Annotated in this window: 28 protein-coding genes; all 28 read left to right on the top strand. The window is 62.1% G+C overall.

The window, feature by feature from the left end; all coding sequences use genetic code 11:
* The 28 genes from AEYBE204_RS33275 to AEYBE204_RS33380 all read left to right on the top strand — a co-directional run bounded on the left by AEYBE204_RS33275 (window position 1) and on the right by AEYBE204_RS33380 (window position 24,172).
* Window positions 1-561 carry a DUF3486 family protein gene (locus tag AEYBE204_RS33275; protein WP_023462921.1) on the top strand — a complete coding sequence of 187 codons (561 nt, stop codon included), beginning with the start codon at window positions 1-3 and terminating at the stop codon, window positions 559-561.
* A complete protein-coding gene (locus AEYBE204_RS39600; RefSeq protein WP_023462922.1) occupies window positions 558-2,021 on the top strand; it encodes a terminase large subunit domain-containing protein in 1,464 nt (487 codons plus the stop codon). Before AEYBE204_RS33275 ends, AEYBE204_RS39600 begins: the two co-directional genes overlap by 4 nt.
* Window positions 2,015-3,712 carry a DUF935 domain-containing protein gene (locus AEYBE204_RS33280; RefSeq protein WP_023462923.1) on the top strand — a complete coding sequence of 566 codons (1,698 nt, stop codon included), beginning with the start codon at window positions 2,015-2,017 and terminating at the stop codon, window positions 3,710-3,712. The genes AEYBE204_RS39600 and AEYBE204_RS33280 overlap by 7 nt, the downstream gene beginning before the upstream one ends.
* The gene (locus tag AEYBE204_RS33285) at window positions 3,709-4,032 is read left to right on the top strand and encodes a hypothetical protein (protein ID WP_023462924.1); all 324 of its coding nucleotides are present in this window, start codon (window positions 3,709-3,711) and stop codon (window positions 4,030-4,032) included. Before AEYBE204_RS33280 ends, AEYBE204_RS33285 begins: the two co-directional genes overlap by 4 nt.
* On the top strand, window positions 4,032-4,748 hold the full coding sequence (locus tag AEYBE204_RS33290) for a hypothetical protein (protein WP_023462925.1): 717 nt from the start codon (window positions 4,032-4,034) through the stop codon (window positions 4,746-4,748). The genes AEYBE204_RS33285 and AEYBE204_RS33290 overlap by 1 nt, the downstream gene beginning before the upstream one ends.
* Window positions 4,745-7,594, top strand: a complete 2,850-nt coding sequence (locus AEYBE204_RS33295) for a hypothetical protein (protein WP_023462926.1) — start codon at window positions 4,745-4,747, stop codon at window positions 7,592-7,594. The genes AEYBE204_RS33290 and AEYBE204_RS33295 overlap by 4 nt, the downstream gene beginning before the upstream one ends.
* 2 nt (window positions 7,595-7,596) lie before the next feature.
* On the top strand, window positions 7,597-9,255 hold the full coding sequence (locus AEYBE204_RS39605; RefSeq protein ID WP_023462927.1) for a phage minor head protein: 1,659 nt from the start codon (window positions 7,597-7,599) through the stop codon (window positions 9,253-9,255).
* Window positions 9,256-9,356: 101 nt separating this feature from the next.
* Entirely contained in the window at window positions 9,357-10,418 is a 1,062-nt protein-coding gene (locus AEYBE204_RS33300) for a phage protease (protein ID WP_023462928.1), read from the top strand.
* On the top strand, window positions 10,418-10,828 hold the full coding sequence (locus AEYBE204_RS33305) for a hypothetical protein (RefSeq protein ID WP_023462929.1): 411 nt from the start codon (window positions 10,418-10,420) through the stop codon (window positions 10,826-10,828). Before AEYBE204_RS33300 ends, AEYBE204_RS33305 begins: the two co-directional genes overlap by 1 nt.
* Before the next feature lie 18 nt (window positions 10,829-10,846).
* Window positions 10,847-11,746 (top strand): Mu-like prophage major head subunit gpT family protein, encoded by a 900-nt coding sequence (locus AEYBE204_RS33310; protein WP_023462930.1) that lies wholly within the window; start codon window positions 10,847-10,849, stop codon window positions 11,744-11,746.
* Window positions 11,747-11,758: 12 nt separating this feature from the next.
* Complete coding sequence (locus AEYBE204_RS33315; protein WP_023462931.1) at window positions 11,759-12,307, top strand: hypothetical protein; 549 nt, start codon at window positions 11,759-11,761, stop codon at window positions 12,305-12,307.
* An 84-nt stretch (window positions 12,308-12,391) separates the two neighbouring features.
* Window positions 12,392-12,643, top strand: a complete 252-nt coding sequence (locus AEYBE204_RS33320; protein ID WP_023462932.1) for a hypothetical protein — start codon at window positions 12,392-12,394, stop codon at window positions 12,641-12,643.
* A 96-nt stretch (window positions 12,644-12,739) separates the two neighbouring features.
* Window positions 12,740-13,162, top strand: coding sequence for a gp436 family protein (locus tag AEYBE204_RS33325; protein WP_023462933.1), 423 nt, complete (start codon window positions 12,740-12,742; stop codon window positions 13,160-13,162).
* Entirely contained in the window at window positions 13,162-13,740 is a 579-nt protein-coding gene (locus AEYBE204_RS39610) for a phage virion morphogenesis protein (RefSeq protein ID WP_023462934.1), read from the top strand. Before AEYBE204_RS33325 ends, AEYBE204_RS39610 begins: the two co-directional genes overlap by 1 nt.
* Complete coding sequence (locus tag AEYBE204_RS33330) at window positions 13,740-14,351, top strand: phage protein Gp37 (RefSeq protein WP_023462935.1); 612 nt, start codon at window positions 13,740-13,742, stop codon at window positions 14,349-14,351. Before AEYBE204_RS39610 ends, AEYBE204_RS33330 begins: the two co-directional genes overlap by 1 nt.
* On the top strand, window positions 14,352-14,576 hold the full coding sequence (locus AEYBE204_RS33335) for a DUF2635 domain-containing protein (RefSeq protein WP_023462936.1): 225 nt from the start codon (window positions 14,352-14,354) through the stop codon (window positions 14,574-14,576). It abuts the gene before it with no gap.
* 3 nt (window positions 14,577-14,579) lie between these two features.
* Window positions 14,580-16,025 (top strand): phage tail sheath subtilisin-like domain-containing protein, encoded by a 1,446-nt coding sequence (locus tag AEYBE204_RS33340; protein WP_023462937.1) that lies wholly within the window; start codon window positions 14,580-14,582, stop codon window positions 16,023-16,025.
* A 12-nt stretch (window positions 16,026-16,037) separates the two neighbouring features.
* Window positions 16,038-16,388: a phage tail tube protein gene (locus tag AEYBE204_RS33345; protein WP_023462938.1), complete on the top strand. Its 351-nt coding sequence runs from the start codon at window positions 16,038-16,040 to the stop codon at window positions 16,386-16,388.
* Entirely contained in the window at window positions 16,388-16,681 is a 294-nt protein-coding gene (locus AEYBE204_RS33350) for a phage tail assembly protein (RefSeq protein ID WP_023462939.1), read from the top strand. The genes AEYBE204_RS33345 and AEYBE204_RS33350 overlap by 1 nt, the downstream gene beginning before the upstream one ends.
* Window positions 16,682-16,719: 38 nt before the next feature.
* Window positions 16,720-16,827, top strand: a complete 108-nt coding sequence (locus AEYBE204_RS41125) for a GpE family phage tail protein (protein WP_155908441.1) — start codon at window positions 16,720-16,722, stop codon at window positions 16,825-16,827.
* Entirely contained in the window at window positions 16,817-18,598 is a 1,782-nt protein-coding gene (locus AEYBE204_RS33355; RefSeq protein WP_023462940.1) for a hypothetical protein, read from the top strand. The genes AEYBE204_RS41125 and AEYBE204_RS33355 overlap by 11 nt, the downstream gene beginning before the upstream one ends.
* Window positions 18,599-18,600: 2 nt before the next feature.
* A complete protein-coding gene (locus tag AEYBE204_RS33360; protein WP_081724710.1) occupies window positions 18,601-19,812 on the top strand; it encodes a DNA circularization protein in 1,212 nt (403 codons plus the stop codon).
* A complete protein-coding gene (locus tag AEYBE204_RS33365; RefSeq protein ID WP_023462942.1) occupies window positions 19,805-20,878 on the top strand; it encodes a phage baseplate assembly protein in 1,074 nt (357 codons plus the stop codon). The genes AEYBE204_RS33360 and AEYBE204_RS33365 overlap by 8 nt, the downstream gene beginning before the upstream one ends.
* Window positions 20,875-21,441 carry a phage baseplate assembly protein V gene (locus tag AEYBE204_RS39615; protein ID WP_023462943.1) on the top strand — a complete coding sequence of 189 codons (567 nt, stop codon included), beginning with the start codon at window positions 20,875-20,877 and terminating at the stop codon, window positions 21,439-21,441. The genes AEYBE204_RS33365 and AEYBE204_RS39615 overlap by 4 nt, the downstream gene beginning before the upstream one ends.
* Window positions 21,438-21,896 (top strand): phage GP46 family protein, encoded by a 459-nt coding sequence (locus AEYBE204_RS33370; protein WP_023462944.1) that lies wholly within the window; start codon window positions 21,438-21,440, stop codon window positions 21,894-21,896. The genes AEYBE204_RS39615 and AEYBE204_RS33370 overlap by 4 nt, the downstream gene beginning before the upstream one ends.
* Window positions 21,880-22,935, top strand: a complete 1,056-nt coding sequence (locus AEYBE204_RS33375) for a baseplate J/gp47 family protein (protein ID WP_023462945.1) — start codon at window positions 21,880-21,882, stop codon at window positions 22,933-22,935. The genes AEYBE204_RS33370 and AEYBE204_RS33375 overlap by 17 nt, the downstream gene beginning before the upstream one ends.
* Window positions 22,932-23,483, top strand: coding sequence for a putative phage tail protein (locus tag AEYBE204_RS39620; RefSeq protein ID WP_023462946.1), 552 nt, complete (start codon window positions 22,932-22,934; stop codon window positions 23,481-23,483). The genes AEYBE204_RS33375 and AEYBE204_RS39620 overlap by 4 nt, the downstream gene beginning before the upstream one ends.
* A 2-nt stretch (window positions 23,484-23,485) precedes the next feature.
* Complete coding sequence (locus AEYBE204_RS33380; protein WP_023462947.1) at window positions 23,486-24,172, top strand: hypothetical protein; 687 nt, start codon at window positions 23,486-23,488, stop codon at window positions 24,170-24,172.
* Window positions 24,173-24,183: the final 11 nt, after the last annotated feature.

The raw sequence follows: 24,183 nt of genomic DNA on the forward strand, positions 1-24,183 counted from the left end.
GTGACCAAGCGCAGCCAGCCGTCCAGCATCGATATCCTGCCCGAAGACACTAAAGCGCTTATCGGGAAGCTGCGTCTTCAGGGGCGGACGATCGACGAAATCAACGACCATCTGAAATCGATGGACGTTGAGGTGTCGCGTTCGGCACTGGGGCGGCATGTGAAGAAGCTGGCCGTTTTGGGCGAACGGATGCGCCGTAGCCGCGATATGGCTGCTTCCCTGGTCGATCGCTTTGGCGATCAGCCGGACAACAAGGTCGCTCGCATGAACCTTGAGATGATGCATACGCTCATCCTCGATGTCATGACCGCCGAGACGACGGACGAGGAAGGCGAGCCCATGCCCGTCACGCTCGATCCGGAGCAGGTCAACTATTTGGCCTCCGCGCTGCGCTCGCTGACCTCCGCGCAAAAGACCGACGAAGACCGGATGTTCAAGATCAAGGCGGAACTGGCGAAGGAGGCGGCGAAGGCCGTCGATACCGTATCGCGCAGCCAGGGCCTGACGCCTGAAAGCGCCCGCATGTTCCGTGAGGCTGTTCTCGGCGTGGTGAAACCATGACCTTCGCCATCGAAAATAAGGCCGAGCTTCCGGAGGCGCTTGAAGGTGAAGCGCTGGAGAATATCCTGCTCGGTTATCAGAGCCGGACATTGACGGCAATTTGGCGCACCAGCCTGCTCTTCGTTGATAAGTCGCGCCGTATCGGTTTGACCTTTGGGATAGCCTCAGAGGCAGCTCTCACGGCATCGTCGTCGAAAGCGGCCAGTGGAAATAACTTTCTCTATATGGGCTATACGCAGGAGATGGCCCGCGAGTTTATCAACTACGTGGCCATGTGGGCGAAAGCTTTCAACCTGCTGGCCGGTGAAGTCGGTGAGGAGATTTTCCGCGATCCGGACAAACCCGACAAAGATATTACGATCTATCGGATTACGTTCTCTTCCGGCTTTTATGTACTGGCTTTGCCCTCCGTGCCGCGTGTTCTGCGCGGTAAGCAGGGCATTCTCTTCATCGACGAAGCTGCGTTCCATAACGACCTCGAAGGCGTTCTGAAGGCGGCAATGGCCTTCATCATCTGGGGCGGTCGCGTTATCGTTGTCAGCACGCATCTGGGTATCGATAACCCCTTCAATGTAATGTTGGAGAAGATCAAGGCAGGTACACAGCGCGGCGAAGTTCTGACGATCACGTTTGACGACGCGATCGCCGATGGTCTGTATGAGCGGGTGCTTCTGTGCGGCCAGACCAAGCTGTCGAAGGAAGACTATATTGCCGATGTCCGCAGCTTCTACGGTGACAACGCCGCTGAAGAACTCGACTGCATTCCGTCACAGGGCTCAGGTTCGTGGATCAATGCCGCCGACATCACGGCCTGTGAACACGCTGATGCTGCGATCCCGACGCTGTACCAGGGCGGACTGACCTATGTCGGTTACGACGTGGCTCGCCGGAATGATGGCATCATCATCCACGCCTTGGAAAAAGTCGGCATCATCCTCTGGCTCCGAGAGCGTTGGGAAGAGGTCAACAAGAAGTTCAAGGAACAATCCGACGCATTAGCCGCGATGGATAAGCGCTATCGTGTGACGGCCATCCGGATCGACCAGACGGGTATGGGCGAAGCCGTCGTCGAAACTCAGCAAGAGAAGTACGGCGCCACGAAATGTCAGGGCCGACTGCTGACCGGGCCGCAACGGCTCAGGCTGGCGACAATACTACGCGACCGGTTTGAAAACGGCACCATCCGCATCCCGCGCGACTCGATTCTGCGCCGTGATCTCATGGCGCTGAAGCGCGCAGGCAAGGATGGCCTTGCTCTGGTCGAAGGCAAAGAGATGCACCCGGATCGCTTCTGGGCGCTGGCGCTGGCCTGTGAAGCTGCCGAAGCCGGTGAAGCGCTTTACGATTACACGCCCGTTCATAACTCTAACGCCGATAAGGACACCAACGCCTTCGGCCACGGCCACCACGACGGCGGCATGACCCGCCACGGTATGTCTCAGGGAGGTGGTGGATGGTAGACCGCAAGAAGCTGGCCTTCAGCGCCGCCGACATCAAGAGCCTTAACGGCGAGATTGCCGCGCCGACGGTGGCCGGTGTGCGTCAGGCGCTATCGCCTGACCCGACCAACGGCCTGACGCCGCAGCGCGTCCTGAGCATCATGAACGCGGCGGCCGACGGCAATGCCGACGCCTATTTCGAGCTGGCCGAGGCGATGGAGGAGAAAGACCTCCATTATCAGGCCGTGCTGGGCGTGCGTAAACGCGCGGTCGCCGGGCTGGATATCAGCGTCGAAGCGTTCGACGACACGCCGGAGAAGAAGAAGGACGCGGATCTGATCCGCTCCTGGCTAAAGCGCGACACACTCCAGCTGGAGCTGTTCGACATTCTCGATGCGATCGGCAAGGGCGTGTCCTTCACCGAAATCGAATGGGACCATTCGCGCCTGCCGTGGCTGCCCGTTGTGCTGAAGCGCCGCGACCAGCGATTCTTCGAGTTCGACCGGGTCACTCAGGAAATCCCGCTGCTGAAGGGCGGCAAGGACGGCACAAGCGCTGAAGCCACGCCGCTGCCCTTGCGGGCCTTCATCTACCACAACCATCCGGCCAAGACCGGCCTGCCGCTGCGCGGCGGTCTGGCGCGTGGTATCGCGTGGGCGTACCTGTTCAAAAACTTCAGCCTCAAAGACTGGGTGATCTTCGCCGAGGTCTACGGCCATCCCGTGCGACTCGGCAAATACGGCCCAGAAGCGACCGAGGAACAGAAGCGCATCCTGATGCGCGCGGTGCAGTCGATCGGCACCGACATGGCGGGGATCATCCCCGACAGCATGATCATCGAGTTCATCAAGGCCGGTGTGGCGGGTGACGCCAAGGTCTTCTCGGAACTCTGCGCCTATCTGGACATGCAGATCTCGAAGGCGGTTCTGGGTCAGACCGGAACGACCGACGCGACGACGGGCGGGTTCGGCTCTTCGGGTCAGGTCCATAACGAGGTCCGCCGCGATATCCAACTGTTCGACGCGGTCATGCTGGCGGCGACGCTGAACCGCGACCTCGTCCGACCGATCATCGATGTGAACCACGGCGTCCCTGCTGACGGCAACTATCCGCGCATCATCATCGGCCAGAAGCTGCGCATCACTAAAGAGGACATGGAAATGTACGCCATGTTCGTCGAGATGGGCGGCGAAGTTGAAGCGACCGTCGTCGGCGACCGCCTCAACCTCCCCGAACCGCCCGAGGCGAAGCCCGGCGACAAGCCGATCAAGCTGCTGAAGCCGCGATCCAAGGCGCCTGAAAATCCTGCCGCAGAAAACCCGGGAGAAGACCCGACCGCCCCCGATGTACCGAAACAGGGTCCGAAGGCCCCGCTAACGCCACTAAAAGCCGCTAAAACGCGCTTAAAGGACGAAGGCGCGGTCGCGGCGGCGGCTTTGAGTGCTGCCCACCTTCAGCCGGGTACGTTGCGCGACGATATCGACGATCTGATCGACGCCGCCGCCGATGAGTGGACCGAGGTCATGGCACCCCAGATCGACCCGATCGAGGCGCTGGCGGCGGCATCATCGAGCTACGAAGAATTTATGGACGGTTTGAGCGTTCTGGCCGACGGCGACCCGGCCAAGGTCCGCGATCTGCTGGGTCGGACGCTGTTCACCGCGCGTCTGGCCGGAGAGACCGGCGCGCTGCATTCGGAGGATAACCGATGATCCCCAACGCCTATCCGCTCGAAATCTTCAAAGGTCAGGTCAATCCGCTGCACTTCGGCTTTTTCACCGGCGTCAATGCCGATGAAGCGCTCGACATGACCGGCTCGCGGTTTCGCCTGGTCGTTTACGACGCGGTCGGTGGGCTGTGTCTTTCGACCGAGGTCGATCCCGACAGCGACAACATCGTCCGCTTTCCGCTCACGGTCGCACAGGGCGATGCGATCCCGGCCGGAACGAACCGCTACGAGTTGGCGCGCCTGATCGGGGACAACATGGAAACACTGGCTTACGGGCCGTTCAAAGTCGTGGGAGGTCGTTGATGGTCGATCAGATTATCAAGACAGTCAAAGTTATCGTCCCTGGCATTCAGGGACCGGTCGGCCCGGAAGCCGAACTGCCTGACGTTATCGCCGGGCTACCAGACCGGGCCTCCGCCATCGAGGGTGAACTGACCACACGGTTCGATCTTCCCGCAGGGCTGATCCTGACACCGCACGAAGCCGAGATCGGCGCGACGGTGGCCGTCACGGCGTCGGTCGAGTCGCTGACCAAAGACCCGGTCACCCATTCACTGCGGAAAGGCGCTGCTCAGCCTGTCGCCTTGACGGCATCGGAGCGGTCGAAGGTTTTTGCCGGAATCACAGCAACGACCGAGTTCACCTATCAGGCCTCGGGCGTCTTCAGGCCGATCGCGGCAGCGGCGGCCTTCACTATGAAGCATCGCCAGTACTGGGGCGCTCTGAACGCTGAACCTGCCGAGGGTGTTTTCCCGAATGGTCTTTTGTCCGAACTGGTTGCTGGACGCGGGTTTGCTCACGACTTCGCGGCCAATAAGGTCTTGTGCATCATCGTGTCGAAGGCTCTTTACGCTGAGCTGCCGACGTCGGTGACGATGTTCGGCCTGCCTAACGCTCTGACCGACGTATTCACGGTCTCGGAGGTCACCGCGCCGAACACCGGCGCAGGCACAAAGCCGTGCTGGCGTCTCATCTCAAAATACATTTATGGCATTCAGGCAGGGGTATCCTTCGCATGACGCAACTTGGTTCAGCCATTCGCACGGCCGATTTCCGCGCGGCCGACGTGTCGCAAATTCGCGGCGCTCAACAAACCGTCGCGACCTATGCCGATATCGCGAATATCCCGGCCTACATCCTGTCGGATCGTATTCGCGTCAAGGTAAAGGATACCGGTAAAACATTCGAGCTTCAGGGCGCCGTCTTCGATCCCAATCAGGGCAAAGACGGGCTGTGGGTCGGCGGCAACTGGGTCGAGATCGTCGATGATGCGGGTGGTCAGGTCTTACTCAAGGCCGACAAGACGGATGTCGATGCGCGTCTGGCGCGGTCGTTCGTCGTGGCCGAAAACCGCGTCATCCTGCGCGATATGACCGGCGTGGCCGGAGGAGCTGCCGGGACGCTCTACCTGCCGCGAAGCCTGCGCATCACGCGCGGCGCTTTCAACGAAGGCGTCACGGTCGAGAACGACGAGTCGGATGTCATGCCCGGCTGTGTCGAAATCGTCATCGGCGGCTCCGGCGTCGGTGTGGTGCTCGATTTCTCAGATCCCGACGCGATCGAATATCGCAAGGTCGAATTCACCGGCGATATCGACCTTGAGGACGCGGCCAATGCGACCACCGAAGTCATTTACACGGGCTGGGGCGATAATGCGAAAGGCTACTGGCCGGTTGTCGATCTCGAAAACCGGGCCGATGTCAGCCTGACCCTGCGCCGCCCGCTTGTGGTCGAGGGTGGCAAGCTGTGGATTCCGCCCCATTACACTTACAGCGGTCAGAATGGCTTCACGCTGCACAACGCCGCATGGGTGAAGATCGATATCTCTACCGGGCCAAGCGTTGTGGCGACGCATTACTTCGACGCTCTGGCAGCCGCCCGAGGCGATGCGCAGGTCATCAAAACTACGGTTGGTGGTGGTGCAGGGATGGTCGATGGCTTTGGCCGGGTCGTATTCGCCACCAGCTGCAACGGGCAGGTGAAAACCTCGCACCCCATCGTCGGCGGTTCGGTGCCGGGCGGGCTGGTCTCCAACCAGTGCGCTCACAGCCTCGATATTCGGGGTGTTCCGCGCTTGTGGCAGACAGCTGCCATCGTCAATCTCACACAGGCGGCGCTGACGGGTCGAGGCATCGTGCGCGGTGTTGCGGATGCGGCCAACGGTCAGGTCTATTGCGGTTTCGATTTCCCCGACACCCGTGGGGGGCAGCGCGCCTATTTCCGCGCGGCCTTTGAAACGGCCACCGCCGATAACTTCGCCGATCCGCGCATTTTTATCTGGGGTAAATCCGGCGCGCTGCTGGCCAACATCGGTCTGGAGCTGGAGGAAAAGGTCAATGCGTACGTGGCCTATTACGGAATCTCGACCGAGCTGCCACTGACCGACGATATCGGTTACTTTCTGATCGGCGCTCAAAAAGAGGCCGGTCACGATCTGCGCGTCACTGCACCGCAATTCCACAACAGCGGTCAGGCCGCGTGGTGGATCGGTCGTAACGACCTGCCTCAGGCGGTACCGGAGGCTCTGGCCGCAAAGGTACCCGCGCTGCAAACCGACCTGACCAGCGCGGAGAACGACATCGGCGCCATCTTCGATCAGCTGCCGTTCAAGGCCAGTACGACCGACATGACGGCGGCGCAGACCGATATCGCCAAAATCAAGAAAGGCGTCATCGATGCACCGGCAAGTTTCGGTTTCTATTATCCGAAACGTATGTTCCTGATGCCGGGCCGCCCTCTGGCTTTCTATCCGACGCAGTTGATGCCGGATTTGAACGAAGGTCTGGCTCAGGTCTTTCATCTCGAATCGAAAGCAGATGAAGCCTTGCCGCTCAGCGCGCGGTTCGAGGACTATTATGAAATCGATCCGGTGCGTGTCGGCACTCGCATCAACCTGACAATCCGTCGTCGGGGTGACGATGGCCGCGACTATCGCTCGCGCCGGGAGATCACGGCCTGCGTCGGGCCGGAGAACGGTAGCGAGCTGCTCAGGCTGCTGTTTTTGGGTAACAGCCTGACTCACCGCCAGCGACCCATGCTAACCGCACAAATTCTGGAAGCGCGCGGTCACACGGTCGAAATGATCGGCACGATGAAAAACACGGGCGGTGGCACGAACACGGCTCCAGCTTACGCTGGCGAAGGTCGTGAAGGCCGCGCCTACGCCGACTTTCTCAATGTGCTGACCGACTATATGGTCCCGCTGACACCTGGTGACGAAGCCGCGTACCGGGCCATGAGCGACGAAGCCAAAACGGGCATCAACCCGATGCTGAAGGTGCCGGACGCGGATGATATCGCCAACCGGAACCATTTCATTCACAACGGTTACATCGTCGATCTTCGGTTCTATCTCGATCGCTTCGGATTCCCGGACCCTACGCACATCACTATCGACCTCGACCGCAACGACTGGTGGCGCGTTGTGGGTGGCTTCAGCGCGACACTCGCCAGCATCGAGCATGGCGTAAATGTCTTCTACACGCAGTGTCGCCGGGCCTGTCCCGATGCGTACATTTCGTTCGTTATCGGCACGGATCAGTTCAGCGGCTACATCGAGTCGTTGTGGCCGCAGTATCGTTACCAGTCCATGCTGGCGATCGAAGCTCTGGTTGCCGGCGCGCAAGCAGGTGGCGACACGAAGGTCGATGTCATCGTGGCGGTCGGTCATATGAACGACCAAACGGGCTATCCGCTCGCCTACACGGCCACCGACCCGGTCACCGGTCTCAAATCGGCTGATCTAGCGGCGGGCGGCGCAGACAATATCCACCCGGCGTCTGAGGCAGAGGATGGCCTTGGGGTAACGCGCCAGCAGGTGGTCGAGCCGATCGCTGCGTGGATCAACTACACGGCCAGTCTGTAACCATGCCGCTCGATCTGGAACCTCTTGCGCCGAAGGACGCACTGGCCTTCTTCCGGTCGAAGGGGTTTCAGACGTCGTTTGACTATCGCGACGTCTGGCAGGCCGAACACGCTCGCGCCTACACCGTCGCCAAGATGATGAACCGCGATCTCCTCGAGGAGACGCGGGCCATCAACGATCAGTCCATCGCCGAGGGCTGGACTTACGACCAGTTCCGCCGAGCGCTAAAGCCGAAACTTCAGGCGGCGGGCTGGTGGGGCAAGCAGCTGATGGGCGATCCGGCGACCGGCGAAATCAAGCTTGTCCAGTTGGGCTCCGATCGGCGGCTGCGCACCATCTTCAACACCAATGCCCGCGTGGCCTATGCCGCAGGCAACTGGTCGCGCATCGAGCGCAATAAGGTCGCGCTGCCGTGGCTAGTCTACTGGACGAAAGAAGACGAACGCGTCCGGCCGGAACACGCGGCGTGGCATCTGGTCTGCCTGAGCGTCGATGATCCGTGGTGGGACACGCACTTCCCGCCCTGCGGCTGGGGCTGCCGCTGCGATACGCGCTCCTTCAGCCAGAGGATGCTGGAAGATCGTAAGATCGAGGTCACCAAAACCCCGCCGAAGTTTCCGCTCAAGACCTATATCAACCCGCGCACTGGGGAAGTCACCGAGGTCGAGACGGGTATCGACCCGTCGTGGAACTACAATGTCGGCAAGGCGCCGCTCCGGCCTCTGACCGCGCGCCCCTTGCCGCCGCCGCCCGGCGCGACGACGAAGCTGACCGAAGAAGAGGTCAACGACCGGATCAATGCGGCGCTCGATCAGCTTGGCGGGTCGAAGGCGCGTGTCATGCAGGATCGTGACGGCTGGCCGATCGTGGCCGGGCGCGACCTGTTCCGAGATCCCGACGGCCGTGACGCGTTACCGCGTCCGGACCTGATCGAGCATCTGCCCGCCGTCGTCCAGGCGCTGAAAAAACCCGACGAGCTGGAATGGTTATGGGCCGCCGATCCGCGTGTGCCGACGATGTACCCGCCCGACCCGGTCGCGGCGATCGGCGACGTCGTTACGGGCCGAGCAACGCAGGTGACCTATCAGCCGGTGCGGCCCTGGTTGGCCGAACTGGCGGCGCGTGAGGCCGGGCTGAAGCTCGAAAAGGCTTCGCACGCGATCGACCAGTACGCGGTGAATCATATTCTGAAGAGCCACGGCGATCCGGCTGTGGAATCGTTGCGCGGTCAGATCGCGATTACTCCGGCGATGGTGGGACAGGTCGGTCGTATCGTTTCGGCACCGGACTTTGTGGGCCTTGGCTCGCGAAATGCGAAGAACCTAGACGTGGTCGTTTACGCGAAGCGCGACATGCTTGGCACATATATTTATGTGGAAGAGCTGCGCCGCCGCCAGTTGATGGCCGTGACCCTGTTCCGAGGGGCCGCCACGATCGATGTCCGCAAAGCTATGCAGACCGCCGATCCAAACGTCCTGAAGCACGATGGCGGTTACACCCTGAAGATAATCGATGTCAGCCAGTCGATCAAGCCACCGCCCGCGGCACCTAAGATGCGTCTGGTCAGGCGATACACATTGAGGCTTGACGACAAGATCGTCACTGTGGATTTTAGCGGCGACACGTGGACCTTCGACGTCCAGCCCGTTCCTGCCTCCTGACGCGGAAATAGTTCCGCCTGATAGGCCTTAGCTTCCCCCTCTAATCTGAAATCTCTCCAGACGGCCCGATGTGGGCCGCTTCGCTTTGAGGTTTCAGGTTCGTGTCCAAGGGGGCTTCCCATGAAGAACTGATCATTTGCGCCTCGGCGATCCCGGTCGCCGAGGGCGGTCGGCCTCTGACGCGTATCCGCATGGTGCCGATGGGTGAGTTTCGCCTGAAGGACGGGCGCGGCCCTTACCGCGTTCGCGATGTCGCCCATGCCGCCGAGATCGTGGCGGCGGCGATCCGCTACTGGAATGCCGAGCGGATGTCGTATGATTACGACCACCAGACCCTTAGCGCCAAGAAGTACGAAGGCACGGCCAAGGCGTCGGCCTGGATCGATCCGGCCAAGATCACGGCGGAGCCCGACGGCATCTACGCCAACGATGTCGAATGGACGGCGGCTGCCGCTCAGGCCATTGTCGACAAAGAATATCTCTATTTCAGCCCTCTCTTCGGGGCCTCGAAAACGGGCGACATCACCAATCTTTACGGTGGCGGCCTGACCAACGACCCGGCGATCGGCGGCCTGACCGCCATTGCCGCTTCGCGCTTTTTCCAACACCAACAGGAATCCAAAATGAGCTTCGCCCGTATCGCGGCGGTGTTCCCCGGCCTTGGCGCGACCGCGACCGAGGACGAGGTGATCGCTGCTGCCACGGCGCAGACCCGACAAATCGCGGATCTGCGCACTGCCATCGGCGCCAAGGACGGTGACCCCCATGAATCGGTCGTTGCCGCTGCCGCCACCCTCAAGCCGGTCGATCAGGCCAAGGTCGCCGGTGACGGTCAGATCATCGTCGCGGCGTCGGCCTTCAACGACATGGCCGCGCGTCTGACGCAGCTCGAACACGACAAGATCGTCGAGGTGGTCGCCGCTGGCCGGAAGGCGGGCAAGATCCCGCCGCAGTCAGAGCAGTCCATGCTGGATTGGGCGAAGGCAGACTTCAAGGCCTTCAGCAAATGGCTGGAGACGGCTGTGGAAGTTGTTCCGGCCAGCTCGAACCTGCCCGGCAAAATCCCGGCCGGTGACCCGGCGCTCGGCCTATCGGCTGACGAACTGGTCGCTGCGTCGGCACTGAACATGACCCCGGAAGAATACGCAAAGGGGAAGAAGTAATGGCTGCCGCCACCAAAGAACGCAAAACCGACATCCGCGACGGCGGATATCTGAAGCCGCCTATGGCTGCTGGTGTCAAAATCTACAAGGGCACGGTCGTTGTCCGCACCTCGGCCGGTTACGCCCGTCCGGGCCGCACCAGCACCACCGATAAGGTGCTAGGGATTGCGCAGGAGACGGTCGATAACACGTCGGGCTCGAACGGCGACAAGCGCATCACCGTGCGCAAGACCGTTGCCAATCTCGGCAACTCGGCTTCGGCCGACGCCCTGACGATCGCCGACATCGGCAACGAGGTCTACCTCGTGGACGATCAGACCGTCGCCAAAACCTCCGACACCAATGCCCGCATCGTCGCCGGGAAGCTGTTCGATCTCGATGATCGCGGCCCGTGGGTCGATTTCCGTTAAGCCCGTCAAGGAACGAACATGTCTCAAGTCGTAACTCAGGCCCTTGTCGATGCTTTGCGCACCGGGTTCAGCACCCTGTTCGCGAATGCCCTGCAAGGCGCACCTACACCCTTCGCCGCGCTGGCGGAAATCGTGCCGTCGTCCACGGCCACCAATACCTATGCGTGGATGGCCGCGCTGCCGCAGTGGCGCGAATTCCTCGGCGAGCGCCGCTACAAGGCGCTTTCTGAACTCGTCTACGTCCTGATCAACAAGCCCTGGGAAAAGAGCGCTGAACTGCCGATCGACCAGATCGAGGACGATAATCTCGGCATCTGGCGCAATATCGTCTCCGCGTGGGGCAACGGTGGTTCCAGCGAGCTGATCGAGATCCAGATCGCCGAAGCCATGAAGAACGGCCACGTCAACCTCTGCTACGACGGGCAGCCTTTCTTCAGCGCCAACCATCCGGTCGGCGACGGCGACGCCGTCTTCTCCAACCGCTCCGGCGATGGTTCCGGTCAGCCGTGGTTCCTGCTCGTCCAGAACGCCGCGATCAAACCCTTCATGTACCAGGAGCGCAAGAAGCCTGAGTTCACGATGGTCACGAACCTCAACGACTCCTACGTCCACAAGAACCGCAAGCTGCCGATGGGCTCCTTCGCGCGCGGTGTTGCGGGCTATACCTTCCCACACTTCGCTCACCGCTGCGACGGCCCGATCAATGCGGCCAACTACGCGGCCGCCTATGCGGCCATCACCAGTCTGACCGACGCCGAAGGCCGTCCGCTGGGCTTCAAGCCGACCGATCTGGTTTACGGCGCCTCCAACCGCGCGGCGGCGAAGACGATGATCGACGCGCAGAACAAGGACGGCGGCGCGTCCAATATCTACTGGAAAGACGTCAATCTGATCGATGGTTCCACCCGTCTGGCTTAAGGAGCCTCGCACATGCACAGCTATCTTTATCGCGTCCGCCTTTCGGGCGTCGCCGGGGCCGAGTGGTCCGAGCGCGATCTGCGCGATGGCCCGGAAGAAGTCGCCGAACTGGTCAAGGCGATGGAAGACCCGTTCACGCAGGTTCAGTTTCTGGACCCGCGTACCGAAGAATGGGTCATCGGCCCGTCGATCGACGACATCCGCCGCTTCCGTGACAGCCTGACGACAGGCGAGCCGGGCGGCCTAACGGCAAGCCTCCTGTCGTCCTCGGTCGCAGCCGGTAACGAGGCCTATCAGCGTGGCTATATCGAAGGCAACGCCGAAGGTCTGGCCGAAGGCCGCAAGGAATCGGAGCGCGAAATCACCGACCTCAAGGCCGAGATCGAGCGCCTCAACAGCTTCACGGCGGACCTGCTCAAGGCTGCCGCCACCGCATCGTCAGCGGTGATCGATACGCCCGCGTCCGAAAGTGGCGCGGCCGGTACGGACGGGAGCGTTCCGGTACCGGAGGCGGCGGAGGGAGAACCGCCGCCCGCGACCAAACCCCGCAAGGGGCAGTAAGCGTATCCCGGCACTCTGGGCCGGGTTTTCCTCCCTGTAACTGCGGGTGGCGTTCGAGCCGCCACCCGGTTTTTTTGAGGCCACATGAAACTCTTCACTTTCCTTTTCACCTTCGCCGCTCTGGCCTTCGCCGTCGTGTCGTCCCCGCTGTTCCTGCCGCGCCTGGTCGCCACACCGGTCAGTGAACATCCGATGTCGGTGCTGGCCTATCTGATCGCAGTCGCCGTCCTCATCGGCCTGTCGATCGCCGCCGCCGTCTATCGTTCCAATGTACTGGCTAAGGTCTACGCCGTCGCCTTCCAAGCCGAGCGACAGGCCAAAGCCTACGCCGCCTGATTTTGACCGACTATTGAAAAGTAAGGGGCGGCGATCCGTCGCCGCCCTTTTGTTTTCCACCGTCTTAACCGCCCTCTAAGAGCCCGTTAAACCCCGATGTACGCCACCGTTGCCGACATGATCACGCGTTTCGACGCCGAAGAGCTTCTTGAGCTCTCCGATCCCGACGGCGCGGGCACGATCGGTCAGGCCATCGTCGAAGCCGCGCTGTCGGACGCGTCCTATGAGATCGACTCCTATCTCGGTCGTTACAAGCTGCCGCTGCCCGAAACCCCGCAGGTATTGCGCCGGTATTGCTGCGAGATCGCCCGGTACTTTCTCTACAAGGGCTCGGCGCCGGAGCGCGTTCAGACCGCCTATGACGACGCCAAGGACTGGCTGACCAAACTGTCCACCGGCAAGGTCACGCTCCAGATCAACGGCACGGACGTGGTCACCGAGGCCCCCGCTGCTGAAAACACCATCCTGTTCGACGGCCCGGAGCGTGTCTTCAGCCGCCAGTCGATGCGAGGCTTTTGATGGTCTCGATCACGACGGACACCCGCAACCTCCCTGAAGCGCAGCGCCTGATCGAATATATGGTCGAGCGCGCCAATCACCTCGGCCCGCTCAATCTGGCGATCGCCCAGACGATGCTGGAGTCGACCAAGGATCGCTTTGACGAACAGCAGGCTCCCGACGGCACACCGTGGGTGCCGTCGAAGGCCGCCAAGGCTGCCAAGCGCAAGACCCTGCTCGATACGCACCACATGCGCGACAACACCTTCTCGGCCGAGGCCACGGATAAGGAGGCGCGCTGGGGCACCAATGCCGTCCAGGCGCGGCTGTTTCAGACGGGCGGCACGATCAAGATGCCCTCTCGCAAGGGGAACGTTCGCCTGCGCGAAAATGCCGACGGCACCTTGATGCGCCAGTCCAGGAACAAGAACCTCGCGCGCTTTGCCCGTGCCAATCACAAACGCGCCCGGTCGGTGGCCTTCGAGTCCGGAGCGTACAATATTCAGGTCATCGCCCGGCCGTTCCTCGGCTTGAGCAAGCGCGACCAGTCGACCATCTACGATCTGACCGAGGACTACCTCGCACCGGGCGGTGCCTGATGTTCAGGGAAGTCGAAGAAGCGATCATCAACCGTCTGAAGGCCGCCGGTAACACCAAGGTGCTGGGCTACGAATACAAGTCGGCCATTACCTATCCGGCCGACTTCGATTCATGGATCAATGAGAACGTCCGGAAGTTTCCGGCGTGTTGGGCCTATTTCGCCAGCGGGGATTCCGAAGGCTTCGTCCAGGGACGCGGCGAATCGCTCAACGCGTCGTTCATCCTGGTCGTGGCGGCCAAGAACCGCCGTAACCAGCAGGCGCAGCGCGTCGGCGGCATCCCCGGCGAGATCGGGGCCTATCAGCTGGTCCGCGACGCGATCGCGCTGCTGTCCAATCACCAACTGGGTCTGTCGATCGCGCCGCTCCAGCTCGAAGGCATCCGTCAGGTTCGCCCGACCGCCCTCATGGTCGAGAACAAGGCGTCGGTCTGGGCGATCCACTTCTCGACGTCGTTCCTGCTGGAGACGGACTACTTCGAGCCGGAAGCCGAGTTCACCGACGACTTCACCACCATGAAAGTCACGTGGGATTTGCCCGAAGCCGACGGCCAGCCCGACGGTGTCGCCGAAATGACCCAGACCATCACCCTACCGCAAGAGGAGGCCTGAGTGCCGCAGTATCTGATCAAACCGACGCCCGGCGCCAAGGTCCGCAATCCGGATCAGGGCGGCGTGCTCCTTACCGACGAAGGCTGGACCGGCGACTGGTCGCCGTACTGGCAAAAGCGTCTCGATGACCACGAGGTCACCCGCGAAGAGGTCGTCGAAGCGCCGGAGGAAACGCCGGTACCGCCCGTCAAAACCCCCGCCACCCCGAAGCCGAAAGCCGAATAAGCCATGATCAGCTTCTCTCAAATCCCGACCCGCATGTTCACGCCGGGCGCCTATGCCGAGTTCGACTTCTCGCAACTGGAGTCGGGTCTGATCGCGCCGCGCCTGCGCACCGTCCTGTTCGGTCATAAGGTTGCGGCAGGTATCAAGGCCACCAACACCCTGATCCGCGTCAACACGGCCTCGGAGGCCATCGCCTATTTCGGTCGCGGCTCGATGCTGGCGCGCATGGTCGAAAAGTACCGTCTCAACGACAAGACTGTCCCGCTGTACGCGGTCGCGGTACCGGAACCGGCTGGTAATGCCGCCACGGGCACGATCGTCATCGGCGGCACCACGGCGGCGGGGACGCTGTGCCTTTATGTCGGCGGGCAGAAGCTGCCGATTCAGGTCAATGCGGCTCAAGCGACCACGGCGACGGCGACGGCGATCGGCGCGGCCATCAATGCCGCCGTCGATCTGCCGGTCACCGCGTCGGTGGCCGCTTCAACCGTCACCCTGACGGCCCGGCATATCGGGACGCTGGGCAACGGCATCGATATCCGCCACAGCTACCGCGTCGATGAAGCCGCGCCGGTCGGCATGACGGTGACCATCACCGCCCTGAGCGGCGGTACCGGCTCGGCCGATCTGACGGCGGCGCTGGCGGCGGTCGGCGACGAATACTTCTCCGCGTTCGTATCGCCCTTTGCCGACGCCACCAACGTGGCGCTGCTGGAAACCACGCTCGACGGCCGGTCGAACGCGATGGAGCAATCCGACGGTCTGGCCTTCGTGCCGTGGTCGGGCACGCTGTCGGCGCTTCAGACGCTGGGCGATGCGCGCAACAGCGAGTTCAGCGTGCCGATGGGGCTGAAGGGCTGTCCGGCGCCCGACTGGGAGCGCGCGGCGGCCACCGTGGCGCCCGTCATCCTGTCGGCGCAGGCCGATCCGGGCCGTCCGTTCCAGACGCTGGAGGTCAAAGGCATCCTGCCGCCGATCGGCAACGACAAGTTCGACCGGCAGGAACGTCAGTACCTGCTCGAAAGTGGCGTTTCGACCTACACGGTCTATGGCGAAAGCCTGCGCATCGAGACGATGGTCACGACGCGCAAAACTGATTCAAACGGTGCGCCGACGGATAAGCTGAAGCTGATCAACGCCATGCTGATCCTGTTCTATCTGCGCTTCAGCTGGAACAACCGGATCGTCAGTCGCTATCCGCGCTCCAAGCTGGCTGACGACGGATCGACGGCGCCCAATACCATTACGCCGAAGATCGGTACGGCCGAGGCGGTGGCGATCGGGCTGGAATGGTTCGACGCGGGCCTGATCGAGAACTATCCGGCCTTTAAGGCCGCCGTGGTTTGCGAACGCGACAAGGTCAACACCAAGCAACTGAACCTCGTGCTGCCGCCCGATCTGATCGATCAGGCGCTAGTCTTCGCCACCAAAATCCAACCTCGCGGCTAAGGGAGAACTCACATGGCATATCAGCATGGCCGGGCGACAATCAAAAGGTCTGGCCGCACTCTGAAGTCCAAAGACGGCGCGACCTTCGACAAGGGCGGCTGGACTAAAACGTCTCAGACTGGCGATCAGGGCTATTACGGCCGGTCGCGCACGTTCCGGCCGTCGAAGATCGAATGTGTCTGCGCGTTCGGCCCCGGCGACTCGATGGACGACTTCGATTTTGATGATGAGACCGTCATCTTCGAGTGCGACAGCGGTCAGACCTATGTCGTCAACAACGCCGGAACGGTGGGCGAAAAGCAGCTTACCAGCGAAGGCATTTCTATCACCATCGAAGGGCCGGAAGCCCAGGAGATTCTGTAATGGGCGACATCATCGTCGAAGACAACGAAACGGCCACCGAGGGCTACGAGCTCAGCCGCCCGATCAAATACGCGGTCAAGGACGGCAATGGCACGGTCGAAAAGACCATCACGCACATCAAGATCAAGGACGATGTCGAAGCCGGTGACCTCGAGGTCGCCGACGACGTGGACGGCGTGACGAAGAAGAACATCGCCGTCATCGCACACCTGAGCGGCCATCCGGTGGCGCTCATCCGCAAGCTGTCTCCGAAGGATTACGCCGTTCTGGCGCTCAAAATTCAGGGGGAGTAGCGAGGTGGCCGCGAGACTGGGCTGATGCGCTCGGGGACATCGCGGCCACCTTCCATTTCGCGGAAGCCGAGCTGATGCGCTTCACGCTGAAAAAGCTTCTGCATTGGCACAAACAGTACATCCGGAGGGTAAAACGTGGCCACTAAACTCACCGCCGATTTTACCCTTCGTCTGTTCACCAAGGGCGCCAACCTGTGGAAGGCGCTCGGTGGCGACGTCGGCAAGCTCAACAAGGTTGCCAAGGCGACGACGCCCGCACTCGACAAGCTCAACAAGGTCACCGCAAAGACCGAAGCCACAATGGGCAAGGCGTCGAAGGCGACCAGCAAGTACGGTCACGATCTGGCGAGGCTGGAAAAGCGCGCCGCCGCCGTCGGGCGCGTCTGGGGCCGCAGCCTCGCCCGTGGCATCGGCAACACCTTCAGCCCACAGAACGTGGCGGGAGCGACCAAGGGCGTTCTGGCGCTGGCGGGCGGCATTTTTACGCTGGCCACCGCCGGGGCGGTCTGGGTCGGATCGCAAGCCAAACAGGCCGAGGCGACGCTCAAGTCGGCACAGGCAGCCGGGATCGGCGTACAGGCCTATCAGAAACTGAGGTTTGCTTTCACCAGCACAGGTCTGGACGGCGACAAGCTGTCCGACGTCCTCAAGTCGATCAATGTCAATTCGACCAAGGCGGCGGGCGGCGGCAAGGAACAGGCCCGCGCATGGAAGCTGCTCGGCATTAATGTGCTGGAAGGCCATAAGCGGCTCAAGAGCGCCGACGGCCTGCTGGGCGAGGTCGCTGACAAATTCAGCAAGATGAAAGACGGCGGCAAGAAGAACTTCATCGCCAACGCCCTTTTCGGTGAAAGCGGCGACGAACTTATCCCGCTGCTGAACGGCGGCTCGGCCGGTCTTAAGAAGATGGGTGACGAAGCGCAGAGGCTAGGACTCGTTCTCGATCTGAAAGCCATTCAAGCCGCCAAGCGTCTGAATGATAGCTGGGACAAGCTTAAGAATAATACGTTCGGTGTGTCCAACAGCATCTGGACGGGTTTGACACCGGCGCTCACGAGCGTGCTCGACTCCGTCAATAATATCCTGACCGCAAACAAGCAGGACATCTTAAGCGGCCTGAACAAGGGGCTGGATTGGATAAACACGCACATGCCCGACATTCTAAAGGGCACGGGAGATTTCTTTACTTTCCTAGGCGGGGTCGTTGAGATCGGCGGTAAAGTCACGAATGCGCTCGGCGGCATTGGCGGCGTGTTCGATGTTTTGGCAGGCCTTATGGTCGGTAAACTTGCGCTGGGATTAGCCTCAACAATCTCTTCAATCTGGGGCGTGAACGCCGCCTTCTTAGGCTGTCCTATCACTTGGATTGTTGGCGGTATCGCAGCTGTAGCCTACGGCGGTTATCTATTAATCCGGCACTGGGATAAGGTCTCTGCCTTCTTCGGAGGTCTATGGACCAAGCTGAAAGAGGGCTTCCTGTCGCTGCCGGAATGGGCGCAGCCCTTTATCAGCCTGCCGATGTACATCATCACGCACTGGGACAAGCTGAAAACCAGCTTCACCGCTTTGGGTGCGTGGCTGAAGAAGTGGTTCATCGAGAAACCGCGTGAATGGTGGGCGTCGATGCCGGAGTGGGCGCGCGGCATGATTACCGGCGCTGCCAGCATCTTCCTGCCCGGTGGACCGGTGACCGCCAGTCTGGCCGCGCGTGCGCTGAGCGCGCCGGTATCGACGCCGACGCCTTCGGGGCCGAGCCTGTCGAACCTGTCCGATCAGAGCTACGGCACCCGCAAAAGCGAAACCCTGACGCGTGTTGAGGTCGAAGTCAAAGGCCCCGCCAAGGTCAACAAGGTCGAGACATCGAAGGGCGTGGACGTCAAGACGCGCTCCGGCCTTCTCCTTCAGACGGCGGGTTAATCATGAGTTGGATGGACACCCGCCGCCCGCCGTCGTTCAGAGGCGTGGCTTTCGAAGTCGATAGCAACAGCCGTCCGATCGGTCGCCGCGTCCAGATCGACGAATATCCGTTGCGCGATTATGCGTCGTCAGAAGATTTAGGCGCGAAGGCCCGGACCTTCGGCCTCGAGGCGCTGATCGTCGGTGACGACTATGTCGAGCGCCGCAACCGCTTCGAGGACGCGCTTGAGCAGCCGGGACCGGGTGAGCTGATCCACCCCTCGCGCGGTCGGCTGTGGGTGGTGCTGGTGTCCGGCGATATCTCGGAATCCTCGTCCGAGTCCGGGATGGTCCGCTACAGCCTGACCTTCGCCGAGATCGGCGAGCGACCGGCGCGCACCGAGGCGACCGATACCGCTGCCGTGGCACAGACCTCGGCTGAAGCAGTCGGCGAAGTTGCCGCCGCCGATTTCACCAAGGGCTTCTCGATCGGCGGACAGCCCGACTGGGTGCTGACCGAGGCGGGTAAGCTGGTGGGTCAGGCTCAGGATCGGTTCGACACACTGGCGTCGCGCCTCAGCGGTTACGGCCAGCCGCTCAACGACTTCATCGCGCGCGGCAAGGCTTTGCGGTCTGGGGTGCTGACGCTGGCCGGTTCGCCCGCGTCGCTGGGGACCGAGGTGACCGGTCTGATTCAGGGCTTCCGGCAGCTGGCGCGGACGCCGGGCGACGCGCTCTCGTTGCTAAAGGGTCTGATGACCTTCGGGCTGGGCTTCGATGCGCCCGCCACCACCACCTCGGGCCGCAAGCGTCAGGCCGCCAATCAGGCGGCGATCATCGACCTGATCGAAACCACCGCTGCCGCCGAGGCCGTGCGCGCCGCCGCCGATCTGAGCTTCGCCTCCTATGACGAGGCCGTGGCGACCCGCGACGCGCTGTCCGACGCGCTGGAGGACTTGGGCCTTGCTGCCGCTGAAGCCGGGCATGACGACGCGGCGCAGGCGATCGAGGACGCGCGTCTGGCGATCTCGGCCGACATCAATGCGCGCGGCGCGGATCTCGCGCGTCTGACCACCTTTACACCGGTCGGCGTCGAACCGGCTGTCGTCATCGCCTATCGGCTTTACGGCCCGGCGAACCTCGAAGCGCGCGAACTTGATATCGTCAGCCGCAACCGCATTCGTCATCCGGGCTTTGTTCCGGCAGGACTCCCGCTGGAGGTGCTCAATGGCTGAGCGCGTCCTGCTGAAGATCGATGGTCAGGTGCATGAAGGCTGGAAGGCCGTGTCCATCACGATGGCGCTCAATGCCATCTGTACGGTCTTCGAGCTGACCCTGACCGAAAAGTGGCTCGATCTGCCCGCCCGCCGCGTCGTGGCGGCCGGGGCGGCGTGCGAACTGTGGATCGGCAACGACCTGATCGTGACCGGCTGGGTCGAGGACTCGGACAACAGCCTCGATAAGAGCGGCCACACGATTACGGTTCGCGGGCGTGACAAGACCTGCGATCTGCTCGACTGCGCCGCCTTGCATGGCACCGGCACGTGGAAGAACGTCAAGTTGGAGACCATCGCCGCCGATCTGCTGAAGCCGTATGGCCTGACGCTCAAGGTGGAGGCCTCAACCGGCGAGAAGATCGATTACACGATCGATCCGGGCGAAAGCGTCATGGAGGCCCTGACCAAGCTGGCGCGCCTCAAGGGTCTGGTGCTGGGCGTCACGCCGGAGGGTAATCCGCGCCTGTTTTCACCGAAGCCGGTGCGCGCCGATTACGGTTTTGCCCTGGGCGACAATATCAGCACCATCAACGTCACCAATTCGACGGCCGACCGCTTCAGCCAGTACATCCTTGTCGGCCAACGCTCCGGCGCGCGCGCTTCGGCCGAGAACGCGCGGGCGGTCAAGGCGACCGCCGCTGACCCCGGCATGACGCGGTACCGGCCGCTCAAGATCGTGACCAGCGAGCAATCCAGCCAGTCGGGGCTTCAGGCGCGGGCGCGCTGGGAAGCCAATGCGCATCTGGCGGCGGCGCAGAACGTCGAACTGACCACGCCCGGCTGGCGTTCGGCCAAAGGGACGCTCTTTCGGCCCGGCGGGCTGGTCCGCGTCGATGCCGCCTATGTCAATGTCGATATAGACCTGATGGTCACCTCGGTGACGCTGGCGCTCAGCGAAGACGAATACCGCACGTCGCTGACTCTGGCGCGTCCGGAGGCGTTCAGCGCCGAACCGGCTGAAGAGGCCAAGGCCAAGAAAAAGAAGAAGGGGCAGAAGGTCGATCCTCTGATGTCGATCGAATGAGAGATATCTGGCGCGCCATCGTCAATATGATCAACCGGGCTGTGATCCGCCGTGTCGACATGAGCGGCGCGCTGCCGCTCGTTCAGGTGCAGGTGCAGGAAAGCGAGACGCTCGATCGGGTCGAACTGCGTCAGGATTATGGGTTCGACTCTTGGCCGAAGCGCGGGGCGGAGGGCATCTTCTTTGCTGTCGGTGCGTCGCGGTCGCACGGCGTTTTGCTGGGCGTCGGCGACCGGCGCTACCGCTTTCAGTTTAACGCCGAAGGTGAAGTCGCGATGCATGACGATCAGGGTCAGAGCGTCTATCTGAAGCGCGACGGTCTTATGCTGAATAGCCCTTTCAAGGTCGATGTGGCTGCGCCGGAGGTCAACGTTACCGCCAACAGCGCCAACATCGATGCCGATGAAACCGAGATTACCGGCAACCTGACGATCGGCGGCAACCTGCTGGTCGAAGGTCAGTACGACCTCGGCGGTACGGGCGGCAAGAAGGTCGCGGTCGATGGCGATCCGATCGTCGCCAACAAGGTGGTCGCCAGCACCACAAAGGGCCGCGCGAAATGACCGATATCGCCCTTCGTTACGAGCCTTCGCGGCTGGCCTTCGATGCCTTCTTTAATGGTCCCGATTTTGCCACCGACGACGGCCTCTACACGGCCGTCCTGATCAGCCTGTTTACCGACCGGCGCGCCAATCCGGACGATGTGATTCCGGACGGCACCAACGACCCGCGCGGCTGGTGGGGCGATGCGTTTGCGACCGTCGAGAACGACCGGATCGGTTCGCGCCTGTGGCTGCTCAAGCGGTCGAAGATCACGGCCGAGGTGCTGCGCAAGGCCAAGGATTACGCCGAAGAAGCCTTGTCCTGGCTGATCGAAGACGGCGTCGCGGGTAGCGTCGTGGTCACCACCGAAAAGCAGGATAGCCACATCATCGCCATTGGTGTCGTCATCACCCGGCCGTCGGGCGATGCCTTCAAACATTCGTACATCTGGAGCGCCTATGACCTGGCAGCGTGATCCTCTTTCTGTCGTCATCCAGCGCGCCAAGACGGACCTAAGCGACAAGCTGCAAAGGACCGGCGCGTGGCTGCGCCGGTCGGTGTCCGAGGTTCTGGCGACCGTGCTGGCCAAGGCCGTCAACGGGCTATACGGGCGTATAGAAACCGAAGCCAAGAACCTTTTCACCGACACGGCGTCGGAAGAGCATGTCCGCCGCGAGGCCGCGCAATATGGCCTGTCGCCGACAGCGGCCGTCAAAGCTACCGGCTACGTATCGGTGACCGGTACTGGCTTCATCGAGGCCGATACCGTGCTGCAACGCGCCGATGACGCCGAGTTCGTCACCACCGCCGATATCGAGCTCGATGACGAAACCGCCGACGTCGCGGTCATCGCCTCTGTCGAAGGCACGGCGGGCAACACGGCCGCAGGCGCGCCTTTGGCCTTCGTGTCACCGGTCGCCGGGATCGCGTCATCGGGCAACGTGGCGGTCGGCGGTCTGACGGGCGGGCTGGACGAAGAAGGCTGGGAATCGCTCAAGACCCGGTTGCTGGAGCGAAAGGCCAATCCGCCACAGGGAGGATCGGAGGCAGACTATAAACGCTGGGTGCGTGAGGTATTCCCGTCCGCACAGGTCTTCGTCTATCCGCTGCTGATGGGGCCGCGCAGCGTCGGCATCACCTTCATCCTGCCGAACCGCGCGGATATCATCCCGACCGAAGACGACATCGAAGCCGTGCGGGCCTATCTGGAGCCGCGCCGCCCGGTCACCGCGCAGATCGATCTCTTCGCGCCGGAAGCCAATGTGGTGAACATGACCATGTGGTCGCGGCCCGCCACCGCGCCGGTCAGGGCGGCGATCGAGGCCGAGCTTACCGACGTCTTCATCCGCTCGGCTGAGCCGGGCGGTACGACGCGCCTGTCGCATCTGGATGAGGCCGCGTCGATCGCGGCGGGCGAAGAAGACCACGGCATCACGACGCCGGTCGCTGATATCGTGGCACCTGCGGGCTCGGTCAATGTGCTGGGCGTCATCACATGGGTGCCTGCACCATGACGCCTGAAGCCCACACCCAAGGCGTGATCAAGCTGCTGCCCAAGGGTGACCTGTGGGACGGTCTTGAGACGCTGAAGCTCGTGCTGGCGGCATGGGCCGAGGAACTGAGCCGCGTCGATGGCCGGATGGATGATCTGCTGATCGAGAGCGACCCGGCGCGCGCGGTCGAGACGCTGGAAGACTACGAGCGCGTCCTAGGCCTGCCCGACGAATGTATGCCCGTCGCCGCGTCGATCGAAGAGCGCCAACAGGCTGTTCTGGCCAAGCTGATCGCGGCGGGCGGTCAGACCATCGCCTACTACAAGGCGCTGGCGCGGGCGCTCGGTTACGAGATCGAGGTCGATGAGTTCGACCCGTTCACCACCGAGTCGACCACCGACGACTTTCTTTATGACGAAGCCAACGCCACGAGCTGGGAAGTGCGCATCGTGAGCGCGCCGGAAGGTCGCTACATCGACGGTCAGTGCCTCGATCTTGAATGCGTTATCACTCGCGCCAACCAAAGCCACCTTGAAGTGGGCTTCAACTATTCGGCTCTGGAGGGCTGATCATGCATCGTATCGATACTTTCGGTTCTGTTCTGGGCAAGTTCGTCCGCAGCATCGTGGGCGTGCGCCCGGCGACCCTGATGGGTGCCGACTGGCCGAACGCGGTTCAGGAGGAAATTTGCACCGTCATCGAGGATTCAGGGCTGGTGCTGGACAAAGAGGCTGACGATCAGCTCAGGCAAGCCATCGAGCGGCTGATCGCCGACTCGCCCCACACCACGCAACTGGGCGAGAAACGGTATTTCCACCGCAAGGTCGCCGAGACGGAATATTACGTCTTCCCGCGCGGTCAGGCCCTACTGCTCACCGACTATCCGGACCTTGTGGCGGCGATGGAAGACGATCCTTTCGTCACCAGTGACCCCGCTGTGAAGCTGGCCAACGCAGGTATGTGGCTGCTGACCGAGACCGAACTTATCATGCCGGACCTGCAAGGCGACTTCGAGCGTATCTGGGCAGAAACCGATCTAGGTGACGGCGTCGATCGTCCGGCGTTAGGCCACCATAAGGACAACCAGTTCAAGCTTCACAGCCACAAGATCAAAACCACCGGCACGGATACGACAAACGATCAGATTTCCGATGGTACCGGGCCGAGCATCGATCGCGGCAGCCGGACTGAGAGCGAAGGGGGCGACGAAACCAACCCCGACCACACGGCCCACTGGGTTTTAATCCGCATCAAATAAGGAGAGCGCGA

It is taken from the genome of Asticcacaulis sp. YBE204, from assembly GCF_000495855.1.
In the GTDB taxonomy this organism is placed as follows: domain Bacteria; phylum Pseudomonadota; class Alphaproteobacteria; order Caulobacterales; family Caulobacteraceae; genus Asticcacaulis.